This is a genomic window from Peptococcus simiae, from assembly GCF_046097595.1.
Taxonomy (GTDB): Bacteria; Bacillota; Peptococcia; order Peptococcales; family Peptococcaceae; genus Peptococcus; species Peptococcus simiae.
This window is the reverse complement of sequence record NZ_JBJUVG010000002.1, coordinates 278,272-290,279: the sequence shown is the minus strand read 5'-3', so window position 1 is coordinate 290,279 and position 12,008 is coordinate 278,272. Positions and strand designations below refer to the sequence as shown.

Sequence of the window (12,008 nt, the reverse complement as noted above, 5' to 3'; positions counted from 1 at the left end):
GCGATACAACCACCCCTTTGTAAGGAGGGGTGGTTTTTTGTGCGTAGACGGAGAAGAGTGCAAAGATGAGATGAAAAGTAAATAAAGAGCAAATAATCCTAATTGTGGGGAAAAATTACTTGAAAAAGGCGTCAAATTAAGTCATAATAAATTCAAAGACCACAGGAAAGGAGGAGAAGGTTATTCAATTTAATGAGAGACAAAGGCAAATATTAGCTATTGTAAAAGAAACCAGCCCCATTACCGGTGATGATATTGCTGAAAAACTGGATACCACCCGGGCTGCCCTGCGCAGCGATCTGACCTTCCTAAGCCAACTTGGCATTCTGGAAGCCAGGCCCCGGGTTGGCTATTATTACAACCAAAATCGTCATGGTTATGATGTCTACATGCGGATGGTAGAACTAACTGTTGGCCAGTATCAAAGTGTTCCTGTGGTATTAGATGAGAGGTCATCGGCTTACGATGCCCTGGTATCCCTGTTTATGAACAACATCGGGACCTTGTTTGTGGTTAGTGAAGGGGGATTACTGGAGGGGGTCCTGTCCCGCAAGGACTTACTCAAGCTGGCTGTAGGGAATACCGATATGCATGTCGTCCCGGTGGGGGTAGTTATGACCCGGATGCCGAATATTATTATGACCACACCTGAAGAGAGCCTTTGGATGGCTGCCCGCAAACTTACCCACCACGAGATTGACGGCCTGCCAGTGGTCAAAAAGCTGGGCGAAGACCAGTATGAAGTCATTGGTCGCTTCACCAAAACCAATGTAGCCCGGGCCTTTGTGGACATCGGGTATGGCTATGCCGGAGGTGAAGATAATGAGTGAAACCAAAGCAATCACCATTTACCTTCTTTCGGATTCTTTAGGGGAAACGGCCCAATACGTTGCCCGAGCGGCAGCCAACCAGTTCCCGGGGGTTCAATTTAACTACAAGCCCATCCCCTTTGTAGAGGATATTGAGTACCTGGCCCAGGTTTTGGATACCATTGATATGAATAAGAGCATTTTAATCTACACCCTAGTGGTCAAGGAATTAAGTGATTTTATTCGTAATTATTGCGTTAACAAGCAGATCCCCTTTGTGGATGTCCTCTCTCAGCCCTTTGCGGCGATTGAGGGCATGACAGGGGACCTGCCCAAGGGGAAGCCGGGCCTGGTTCAGCGGATGGATGAGTCCTACTTTAAGAAAATCGAGTCCGTTGAATTTGCCATCAAATACGATGATGGGAAAGACCCCACTGGCTTTAAACTGGCTGACCTTGTGCTGATTGGGGTATCACGTACATCCAAAACGCCCCTCTCCATGTACTTGGCCTACCGGGGCCTGAAGGTGGCCAACCTGCCCCTGGTGCCACAAGTTAAGGTCAGCGACCAGTTGTTTGAGGTGCCTAGGGAAAAAATCGTGGGTCTGACCATCCGGCCGGATGTGCTTGGCAATATCCGCCGGGAGCGCTTACTCAGTTTGGGCGTGGTCGGCGGAAGCGACTACACAGACATGGCCCGTATTTTTGAAGAAGTTGACCATGCCGAAAAAATTATGAAACGAATCGGTTGCCCTATAATCGATGTTTCACATAAAGCTGTTGAAGAAACTGCCAATGTCATCTTACAAATTTATTACAGCAGAGGAGATAATATCATTGAGTAAAAAATACGTTTATTTATTCAAGGAAGGCTCTAAAGATATGCGTGCTCTTTTGGGGGGCAAAGGGGCTAACTTGGCAGAAATGACCCGGATTGGTCTGCCGGTACCACAAGGCATGACCATTACCACCGAAGCCTGTAATGACTTCTTTGACCAAGGCAACCAATTGCCCGAGGGCCTTTTAGATGAGGTGTGGAAAAACTTAACCACTGTAGAAGAGCAGACCGGCAAAAAATTCGGTGATGCCAAAAATCCTTTACTGGTTTCCGTCCGTTCCGGCGCAGCCATTTCTATGCCCGGGATGATGGATACCGTTTTAAACCTCGGCCTGAATGATGAAACTGTGAAAGGCTTTGCTGCCCTTACTAATGATGAACGTTTTGCCTTAGACTGCTACCGTCGGTTTATCCAGATGTATGCCAATGTGGTTATGGGAATCGATGGCTATAAATTTGACCAAATCATTGAACGGATTAAAAGTGACCAAGGGGTCGAGGTGGACTATGAATTAAATCCCGACCACCTGCGCCAACTCATTGAACAATACAAGGCACTGGTGAAAAAAGAAGCCGGACAGGACTTTCCCCAAGAACCTTCTGAACAGCTGGTCTTAGCCATCTCTGCTGTTTTTGAAAGCTGGGGCAACCCGCGGGCTATTGTATATCGCCAAATTAACCGGATTCCTGATGACATTGGTACCGCTGTTAATATCCAATCTATGGTTTATGGGAACATGGGCAATACCTCCGGTACGGGGGTAGCCTTTACCAGAAACCCGGCAACCGGCGCCCGGGAGTTGTATGGGGAATACCTGATCAATGCCCAAGGGGAAGACGTTGTGGCCGGAATCCGGACCCCCCATCATATTTCCGAACTGGAAAAAGAATTACCGGAAGCCTTTAAACAATTTACAGACACCTGCTCCTTGTTGGAAAACCACTATAAAGATATGCAGGATATTGAATTCACCATTGAAAACGGGTCCCTCTTTATTCTCCAGACCCGGAATGCCAAGCGGACCACCCAAGCGGCTGTCCGGAGTGCAGTTGAAATGGTTAAAGAAGGCCTTATCACTCGGGATGAAGCAGTGGCCCGTATTGATGCCTATCAATTAGATCAATTGCTCCACCCCTCCATTGACCCGAAGGCCGACCTGGATGTCATGACCAAGGGCCTGCCGGCCTCTCCGGGGGCTGCTGCAGGTAGCATCGTCTTTACCGCTGATGAAGCCGAAGCCAAGGGTAAGGCTGGTGAAAAGGTCATCCTGGTCCGGAACGAAACCACCCCGGATGATATCCATGGGATGGTCATGTCTCAAGGGGTTTTAACCAGCCGTGGCGGGATGACCTCCCACGCAGCTGTTGTCGCCCGGGGCATGGGGACCCCTTGCGTTTGTGGTTGTGAAGGCATCAAGGTTGACCTGGACAAAAAGGTTATCCAAGTTGGCGACTTGACCCTGGCTGAGGGGGACATCATCACCATTGATGGGTCCACCGGGAATGTCATCAAGGGTGAAGTCCCGGTTATCCCCCCGGTCATTAGCGACTATTTCCAACAAATCCTGGATTGGTGTGCTGAAATCGCCGATGAAGGCGGTATGAATGTTCACGCCAATGCAGATACCCCGGCTGATGCCCGGAAGGCCCTTGAATTTGGGGCCAGAGGGATTGGTCTTTGCCGAACAGAGCACATGTTTATGCAGGTAGACCGGCTCCCCTATGTTCAGGAAATGATCCTGGCTGAAAATGCTGACCAACGGCGGGCTCCGTTGGAACATCTCTTAAAATTCCAGCAGGAAGACTTTGTCGGTATTTTAGACGCTATGGCCGGTCATCCGACCACCATCCGGCTTTTAGACCCGCCCCTGCACGAATTCCTGCCTAATATGGAAAATCTCATGCTTGAAATCAATGACATGAAACATACCGGTGCGGACGCCAAGGTCATTGCCGAAAAAGAAGACCTCCTGCGGAAGGTCCGTGGTCTTCATGAAGCCAATCCCATGCTTGGTCACCGTGGCTGCCGCTTAGGGATCACCTATCCGGATGTCTACCGGATGCAAGCCAGAGCTATCTTAAATGCAACAGCTGAGCTCATCAAACAGGGTAAGGATATTCATGTCGAAATTGAAATTCCTTTGGTCATTGACCCCAAAGAAGTGGCAATCTTACGGGCTGAAATTGATGACGTCGCTAAAGAAGTCAGCGCTGAAATGGGCATGGAAATTCCCTATAAGGTTGGGGCTATGCTCGAGCTGCCCCGGGCCTGCCTGGGCTGTGATGCCCTCACCGAACACTGTGACTTTTTCACCTTCGGGACCAATGACTTAACTCAGACGACCCTGGGCTTTAGTCGTGACGACGCAGAAGGGAAATTCTTGCCGATTTATATTGAGCAAAAAATCCTGAAAGAAAATCCATTTGCTGTATTGGATAAGCACGTGGCTGAATTGGTGGCCCTGGCTGTTCAAAAGGGCCGGAGCGTCAAACCGGATATCTCCTTTGGTATTTGCGGTGAACACGGGGGGGACCCGGCCTCTGTTGCCAAATGCCATGAAGCCGGCTTGACCTTTGTCAGCTGCTCCCCCTACCGGGTGCCGATTGCCATTGTGGCTGCTGCCCAAGCCCAAATCAAGTCTCCCCGTCAATAATGACTTGTTAACGCAACTGTGACTTTTGCCGCAGTTGCGTTTTGATGTTTTTGTGAAAAGGAGGCGTGACCCTATGGATATTCGAGAGACCATTCTAGCCGGAGAAAAAGCCAACCTATCCCCGCTTGCAGCCTGTGCAGCGGATACTTGCGGCCGTGAAAATCCTGAGCCGGAAGATAATATTCGCACCGTGTACATGCGTGACCGCGACCGCGTCATCCATTCAAAGGCCTTCAGACGGTTAAAGCACAAGACCCAGGTCTTTATTTCACCGGGCAGTGACCATTACCGGACCCGGCTGACCCATACCCTGGAGGTCAACCAAATTGCCAAGACCATTGGTCGGGCCCTCAACCTCAACCTGGACTTAATCGAAGCCATTGCCCTGGCCCATGACGTGGGCCATACCCCCTTTGCTCACTGCGGGGAAGAGGTCTTAAACATGCGGATGCAGGAGGGCTTTAAGCATAATGAAAATAGCCTGCGGGTCCTGAAACGGATCGAAGCCCATGGCAACCGCCGGGGGCTCAACCTCACCCAGGAAGTCCTGGACGGTGTCCTCCACCACAGTGGCTTTTCTGCTTCTGGCAAGGCCTTAACCCTTGAGGGGCAGATTATCCGCTTTGCAGATAAGATTGCTTACGTCCAGCATGATATTGACGACACCATCCGGGCCGGTTTATTAGAAGAAAAGGACCTGCCCGATAAGTATACCGATGTCCTGGGCCACAGCCTTTCTGACCGGCTGACCACCCTGGTTGAAGACCTGGTCCAGGAAGGGCTGGGCTTGAGCCTGGGCCCTGCAGGCGAAAAGCCCAAGCTCTCCTTTAGCCAACCGGTCCACGACGCCTTGACCGGCTTGCGGGCCTTCCTCTTTAAGGAGGTCTATACCGGGGATGTCTGCCAAAAAGAGCGGGAACGAGCTAGTTTTGTGGTTGACTTTCTCTTCTCTTATTACCTCAGACACCCGGAGAAAATGCCGGACTTTTACCGGCAAATCGCTGTTCTGGAAGGCCGGGAGCGGGGGGTAGCGGATTACATCTCCGGCATGACGGATAATTTCTGTATTGCCCTATATAAAGACCTCACCATGCCCCGGTCCTTCATAGGTTAAGTGTCTGCTTGCTGATTTCACTTATTTGTGCTATAATTATCCTTTAATTCCTTAAGTATATGTGCGTGGAGAAAACCTCCGGAGGCATAGTCCTGCGGAGTTTTTTTCACGAGGAAAACAGCATAGGAGGCATATCATGTCGGAAGAAAGAGGCTTGATTCCGCAGGAAATCATTGATGAAATTAATGAGCGTACTGATATTGTCTCGCTTATCTCTAAATATGTATCCTTAAAACGCACCGGGGCCAACTATATGGGGCTCTGTCCCTTCCATGGTGAAAAAACGCCCTCCTTTTCTGTATCACCGAGTAAGCAGATTTTTCACTGCTTTGGTTGTGGCATTGGGGGGAATGTCTTTAAATTCCTCATGGAGATTGAGCACCTGTCCTTTCCCCAAGCAGTCCGTCGGCTAGGGAAGGAGGCCGGCGTTGCCATTCCGGAGCCCCAGCTGAGCCCGGAAAAGAAAAAGGCCCTGCAAGAACGCAACCGGCTTAGGGCTGTTAATGAAAAGGCCCTGGCTTTTTACCGGCAGGCCCTAGTGGCCAACCGGGTGCCTGTCATCCGCCAGTATTTGACAGCTCGGGGGGTGCCGGCGGAAATCGAAGAAAAATTTGAACTGGGGGCCTGCCTGCCGGGCTGGGACCATATGACCCGGGCTCTGATGCAGCAAGGTGTCTCAACGGATGACCTTCTCACCCTTGGCTTGAGTGGTCGCAGCCGTAAAACGGGGCAGCTCTATGATCGTTTTCGTGACCGCTTGATCTTCCCTATCCGGAATGGGTCTGGTCATGTGGTGGCCTTTGGCGGTCGGATTTTAGACCCGGACGCTGCACCACAAAAATATCTCAACTCACCGGAAACCCCCCTTTTTCATAAGGGGTCTGAACTCTATGGCCTATATGCAGCTAAAGACGCCATCCGCAAAGCGGACCAGGTCATCATCGTTGAAGGCTATATGGATGTCCTGGCCTGTCACAAGTGGGGGGTGCAGAATGTCGTGGCCCCGCTGGGAACGGCCCTCACAGACGAGCAAATCAAACGCCTTTTGCGCTATACCTACCACTTCACCACGGCCTTTGACGGCGATGGGGCCGGTATTCGGGCGACCCTAAAAAGCCTTGATCGGATTGAGGCGCTGGGTGGCCATGTAAGGGTTTTACAGTTGCCTGAGGGGCAAGACCCGGACGAATTCTTACAGGCAGAGGGGGTAGAAGCCTTTTACAGCCGAATTGGCGAGGCGCCGGAAGGCTTGGCCTTCCGGCTCAAGCTTATGACCAAGGATGCAGACCTGTCCAGGATTGAGACGCAAATGGGCCTTCTGGAAAAAAGCCTACCGACCTTGGACCTCTGTAAGACGCCGGCAGAAAAGGACCATGCGATCCGCCTGATTGCCAACTTCTTAGACCTATCTGAACAGGTCGTTACAGATGAATATAAGTACCGGATGCGGTACGGCCGTAACCGCAAAAAAGAAGCACCGGAAGTGCCTGCGCAGGAGGTACCTGCCCCGGACCTGACCGGGAGAGAGTGGTTGGTTTTGACTTACCTGCTTATGGATGCAGAGAACTTTGCTCCTATTGAACATTATGGGGGGCCAGCCTTGTTTGATAATGCGGCAAATAGTTTATATCAACTAATGAAGGAGTCTTACCAGACACATAATAAAATATCAGCTGGTTTCCTCCCTGTGATGTATGGAGAGGGGCTGGCAAAAGCCTTGAGCTATATAGAACGACACATACCTGCTGAAAAATACCAGCAGCATTTTAATCAATTAATAACCGAGTTAAGGCTTAACCGCTTGGAGGCACAGTATGCAGCCGGTTTACAAGCCTTGAATGAGAGTGTCGATAGCGATGGTGATCAAGCGCGGGAGATATTGGATCGGTTGGAGGCACTGCTCATTGAGAAAAAATTATTGGAACAAGGGCCGAGAAGGGAGACCTAGTATATGCCGGATGTGAAAAAGGAACGCAAAGAAGTGAATAAAATAAACGATGCGATTTCCAAACTTTTGGCGCTCGGTCAAAAAAAAGGTGAACTCACTTATGAGGAAATCGGAGATTCTTTAGAGAAAATGGAGCTGTCCGCAGAAGAAATGGACAAGCTCTTTGACCAGCTGAATCAATTTGGGGTGGACTTGAGAGGTGGGGATATCGTTGAAGATGAAGACGAGGAACCGGATGACGCCACCCTGGAAGATGAAGAAAAAGAATCTAAAGAAGTTGAAATCGACCTGAGTGTCCCTGATGATGTGGGGATCGATGACCCGGTCCGGATGTATTTAAAAGAAATTGGCCGGGTGCCCTTGCTGCGGGCAGAAGAAGAGGTTGACCTGGCCAAACGGATGCAGGCCGGCGATGAATCAGCTAAAAATGAGCTGGCAGAAGCCAACTTGAGATTGGTTGTCAGCATCGCCAAGCGGTATGTCGGCCGAGGCATGCTCTTTTTAGACCTCATTCAAGAAGGGAACTTGGGCTTGTTAAAGGCTGTTGAAAAATTTGACTACACCAAGGGCTTTAAGTTCAGTACCTATGCCACCTGGTGGATTCGTCAGGCTATTACCCGGGCCATTGCTGACCAGGCCCGGACCATCCGGATTCCTGTTCATATGGTGGAAACCATCAATAAGCTGGTCCGGGTATCCCGTCAGCTCCTCCAGGAATTGGGTACAGACCCAACACCGGAGCAGATTGGTAAAATCATGGAATTGACCCCGGAACGGGTCCGAGAAATCCAAAAAGTTGCTCAAGAGCCCGTCTCTTTAGAAACGCCCATCGGTGAAGAAGAAGACAGCCACTTAGGCGACTTTATTGAGGATGAAGAGGCCCAGGCACCGGACGAGGCTGCCAGCTATATCCTCTTGAAGGAACAGCTGGAAGAAGTTCTTGAAACCTTAACGCCGCGTGAGGAAAAGGTGCTCCGCCTGCGCTTTGGCCTGAATGATGGCCGGTCCAGAACCCTGGAAGAAGTCGGCCAGGAATTTGGTGTCACCCGGGAACGGATTAGACAGATTGAAGCGAAAGCCTTGCGTAAGTTACGCCACCCCAGCCGGAGTCGGAAACTAAAAGACTACCTTGACTAGTCTTTTACTTATTGTTATAATTTCTATTGCATTTACGGGGCAACCCGTACTCGGGCCTATAGCTCAGCGGCAGAGCATCCGGCTCATAACCGGGCGGTCCCTGGTTCGATGCCAGGTGGGCCCATGATAGGGGTGTTTCAGTTTACTGAAACACCCATTTTTTATAGGAGGAAGTTATGTACCTAGCGGATTCTGAAGCGACACGACAGGCCGGTCAGGCCCTGGCAGCTGTCTTAAGACCCGGTGACCTGATTCTTCTGCAAGGGGACCTGGGCGCCGGCAAAACCACCTGGACCCAGGGGCTGGCCGAGGGCCTGGGCGTCCTTGAATCGGTGACCAGTCCCACCTTTGTGATTATTGCAGAATATGAGAGTGGCCGTTTGCCCCTTTATCACATTGATGCCTATCGGCTGGAAAACCCTATGGAAGCAGAGCTTTTAGGGATTCTAGACCTGATTGAGGGGGAGGGCGTTACAGTTATTGAATGGCCTGAGCGGTTAGAGGGCTACCTACCTGAGGATGCCCTGGTGATTTCCTTAACCTATGAGGGTGGGGCCCGGGCCCTTTCAGCTATCGACCAGGGCCATTCAGATATCCTTAAGCGGGGAGGTCAGTCATGTATATTTTAGCCTTAGATACCTCATCTATTACAGGGTCTGTGGCCATCTGGGCCGATGGCCAGGTCAGGGCCGAGATTTTTTTAAATACAGGCTTGACTCATTCTGAACAGGCCATGCCCATGGTTGACCGGGCCTTGGGCTTAACGGGTGCTGATATAGGCACGATTGATGCCATCGCTGTGACTTCCGGGCCGGGGTCTTTTACCGGCTTGCGGATTGGGTTAGCCACAGCCAAGGCTCTGGCCCAAGGACTTGGTGTACCCATCGCTACAAAAACCAGCCTGGAAGTCCTGGCCAGCGGTCAATTGCCCTATGTGGGCTACATTTGCCCTATTTTGAATGCCCGGCGTAAAGAGGTCTACACAGCCATATATCAGGCTGAGGGAGACGGGATGATCCGGGTTGCCGGGCCCCAGGCCATTTCTCTGGCTGCCCTTTTAGAAGAAGTCGGAGAGGACCGGGTGCTTTTTTGTGGCGATGGGATTGATGTTTATGGGGCGGCCATCCAGGCAGCCATGGGCGACCAGGCCTTCTTTGCTAGTGGCCTCAACCGCTATGTCCGGGCCGGTGCCCTGGCAGAGATCCTGGCCCCTATTTTTATGGCGGGCCAGGGCCAGACCTACCTGGATATAGAGCCCTTCTATCTCAGACAGTCTGAAGCGGTTTTAAACTGGGAGAAGCGTCATCCAGGTGAGAGCCTCTATGATTGAAGTTAGACCCTGTACTTTTGCCGACCTACCGGCCTTGATCCGCGTGGAGCAAGAGACCTTTGCCCACCCCTGGACCAAGGAAAGCTTACATACAGCCCTATCCGCCCGGGAAACGCACCTGGCCTTGCTGGCGGCAGAGGAGGGGCAAGTCTTTGCTTATGCCCTTTTTCAATACCTCCTTGACGAAGGAGAACTGTGGCGGCTGGCCAGCTTGCCGGCCCAGCAGAACAGGGGCCTGGGCCAGCGCTTGCTGGAAACCGGCCTGGATGCCCTCCAAGCCAAGGGGGTTCACCGGGTCTTTTTAGAAGTGGCAGCGGATAATGGGCCAGCCATTCACTTATATGAAAAACTAGCTTTTGAACGTATTGCGGTCCGGCCCAACTACTATGGGCAGACGGACGGCTACATATATAGATGGGAGGGGTAGCATGTCTCTGACAATCCTGGCCATAGAGTCTTCTTGTGATGATACCGGTGTTGCCATTGTCCGTGATGGCAAGGACCTGCTTGCCAATGTCGTTAGCTCACAAATCCAAATCCATCAAAAATTCGGTGGTGTTGTCCCGGAAGTGGCTTCCCGGGAGCATTTGACCTATATCAACAGGCTCATCGATAAGGCCTTGGAAGAAGCCGCCCTGTCCTACCAGGACATCGACCTGGTGGCAGTTACCTATGGTCCTGGCCTGGTTGGGGCCTTATTGGTTGGGGTTTCTACAGCAAAGGCCCTGGCTTATGCAATAAAAAAACCGCTTTTGGGTATACATCATATAGAGGGGCATATATACGCCAACTTTCTCGCCCATCCGGACATTCGCCTGCCGGCCTTATGCCTGGTTGTCAGCGGTGGGCACACCAATATCATCAAAATCAACCGCCATGGCGAATATCTGAGCCTGGGCCAGACCCGGGATGACGCTGCCGGAGAAGCCTTTGATAAAGTGGCCCGGGCTTTGGGGCTGCCCTATCCAGGGGGTCCTGAAATTGACCGGCTTTTTAAGGTCGGCAACCCGGAGGCCATTACCTTTCCAATCGCGAAGCTGGACAACCCTTATGACTTTAGCTTCAGCGGCTTGAAAAGCGCTGTTTTGAACTACTTAAACCAGGAAAAGATGAAAAACCGACCGATAGAGGTCCCGGATGTCGCAGCCTCTTTTCAGATGGCTGTGGTCAAGGCCTTATGTGAAAAAACCTTTCTAGCCCTGGAAAATGAGCAAATGTCCACTCTCCTACTGGCTGGTGGTGTGGCTGCCAATAGTCAGTTGCGTGAAAGTTTGGCTAAGGGGTGTGCCGAGCGGGGCATTCAATTTTACTGCCCGCCCATGGCTTATTGTACAGACAATGCCGCCATGATTGGTGCCGCTGCCTATTACAAGGCCCAGGCCGGTCAAGTCAGCGACCTGACCCTCAACGCCCACGCCCAACTACCCTTTTCAACCCTATAGGGTATAAAAAGCTTGACAACTGATATCTCATATATATACTAGGGTTAGTATTGAATTGGCATTCTCTAGGGAGGTGTCCACATTGAAGTTTAAACGTTTAAGCGATGATAAGCTGCAAATCATCATTACCCAGGACGACTTAAACCTGCACGCTCTGAAAAAATGGGAACTGGCGCCCTACAATCCGCAAGCCCAGGAACTTTTTCAAGAAATTTTGGAAAAGGCCAACCGCGACTGCGGCTTTGAAGTGCACAGAGATAGCCAACTCATGGTTGAAGCCTATCCCATTTCAAGCGAAAGTATGATTATGACCATTACAAAGGTTTCTGAAGGTAGACTTCCCTTTGACTTTGATCAAGCCAGTGAATCATCCGATGATGCGCTGAAAGAAAATCTTGCCCAGTACATGGACGCAATTGAGGATGACCTTGTGACAATCTACGAATTTGATAGCTTAGAGTATGTCATTGAGACAGCTCATGCCTTAGATGGCTTTTACCAAGCAGAAAGCCAAGTATACAAGGGCCGCGATGGCCAGTATTACTTGCTCTTTGGTGATATGGGGGCCTTGGATGGCAGAGTCCTCGGCCACTTACTGGAATACGGCAATCGAACCCGCTATTCCCGCGCCTATTTAAGTGAACACGCACATTTAATAATTGCTGACAAGGCGATTGAAAAATTAGCATCTGTGTAATTGATGCTGCACCCCTCCTTGAGCGTGGTGCAGCTTTTTT

Annotated in this window: 11 protein-coding genes, 1 tRNA gene and 1 pseudogene; all 13 read left to right on the top strand. The window is 50.9% G+C overall.

What is annotated here, in order from left to right; genetic code table 11:
• Positions 1 to 143 precede the first annotated feature (143 nt).
• Positions 144 to 341 (top strand): annotated as a pseudogene (locus tag ACKQTC_RS02870) (HTH domain-containing protein); the annotation flags it as partial.
• Between the two features lie 54 nt (positions 342 to 395).
• Positions 396 to 830, top strand: a complete 435-nt coding sequence (locus ACKQTC_RS02865; RefSeq protein WP_408976918.1) for a CBS domain-containing protein — start codon at positions 396 to 398, stop codon at positions 828 to 830.
• The gene (locus tag ACKQTC_RS02860; protein WP_408976917.1) at positions 823 to 1,653 is read left to right on the top strand and encodes a pyruvate, water dikinase regulatory protein; all 831 of its coding nucleotides are present in this window, start codon (positions 823 to 825) and stop codon (positions 1,651 to 1,653) included. Before ACKQTC_RS02865 ends, ACKQTC_RS02860 begins: the two co-directional genes overlap by 8 nt.
• Entirely contained in the window at positions 1,646 to 4,300 is a 2,655-nt protein-coding gene (ppdK, locus tag ACKQTC_RS02855; RefSeq protein WP_408976916.1) for a pyruvate, phosphate dikinase, read from the top strand. Before ACKQTC_RS02860 ends, ppdK begins: the two co-directional genes overlap by 8 nt.
• Positions 4,301 to 4,373: 73 nt before the next feature.
• On the top strand, positions 4,374 to 5,414 hold the full coding sequence (locus ACKQTC_RS02850) for a deoxyguanosinetriphosphate triphosphohydrolase (RefSeq protein ID WP_408976915.1): 1,041 nt from the start codon (positions 4,374 to 4,376) through the stop codon (positions 5,412 to 5,414).
• Positions 5,415 to 5,550: 136 nt separating this feature from the next.
• Entirely contained in the window at positions 5,551 to 7,362 is a 1,812-nt protein-coding gene (gene dnaG, locus ACKQTC_RS02845; protein WP_408976914.1) for a DNA primase, read from the top strand.
• Positions 7,363 to 7,365: 3 nt separating this feature from the next.
• Positions 7,366 to 8,499 (top strand): RNA polymerase sigma factor RpoD, encoded by a 1,134-nt coding sequence (gene rpoD, locus ACKQTC_RS02840; protein ID WP_408976913.1) that lies wholly within the window; start codon positions 7,366 to 7,368, stop codon positions 8,497 to 8,499.
• Between the two features lie 52 nt (positions 8,500 to 8,551).
• Positions 8,552 to 8,623: transfer RNA gene (locus tag ACKQTC_RS02835), tRNA-Ile, on the top strand.
• A 52-nt stretch (positions 8,624 to 8,675) separates the two neighbouring features.
• Positions 8,676 to 9,128 carry a tRNA (adenosine(37)-N6)-threonylcarbamoyltransferase complex ATPase subunit type 1 TsaE gene (gene tsaE / locus ACKQTC_RS02830; RefSeq protein WP_408976912.1) on the top strand — a complete coding sequence of 151 codons (453 nt, stop codon included), beginning with the start codon at positions 8,676 to 8,678 and terminating at the stop codon, positions 9,126 to 9,128.
• Positions 9,116 to 9,829, top strand: a complete 714-nt coding sequence (gene tsaB, locus ACKQTC_RS02825; RefSeq protein ID WP_408976911.1) for a tRNA (adenosine(37)-N6)-threonylcarbamoyltransferase complex dimerization subunit type 1 TsaB — start codon at positions 9,116 to 9,118, stop codon at positions 9,827 to 9,829. The genes tsaE and tsaB overlap by 13 nt, the downstream gene beginning before the upstream one ends.
• Positions 9,822 to 10,256, top strand: a complete 435-nt coding sequence (gene rimI / locus ACKQTC_RS02820) for a ribosomal protein S18-alanine N-acetyltransferase (protein ID WP_408976910.1) — start codon at positions 9,822 to 9,824, stop codon at positions 10,254 to 10,256. The genes tsaB and rimI overlap by 8 nt, the downstream gene beginning before the upstream one ends.
• A 1-nt stretch (position 10,257) precedes the next feature.
• Positions 10,258 to 11,271 (top strand): tRNA (adenosine(37)-N6)-threonylcarbamoyltransferase complex transferase subunit TsaD, encoded by a 1,014-nt coding sequence (gene tsaD, locus ACKQTC_RS02815; protein ID WP_408976909.1) that lies wholly within the window; start codon positions 10,258 to 10,260, stop codon positions 11,269 to 11,271.
• A gap of 82 nt (positions 11,272 to 11,353) precedes the next feature.
• The gene (locus ACKQTC_RS02810) at positions 11,354 to 11,968 is read left to right on the top strand and encodes an adaptor protein MecA (protein WP_408976908.1); all 615 of its coding nucleotides are present in this window, start codon (positions 11,354 to 11,356) and stop codon (positions 11,966 to 11,968) included.
• Positions 11,969 to 12,008 lie beyond the last annotated feature (40 nt).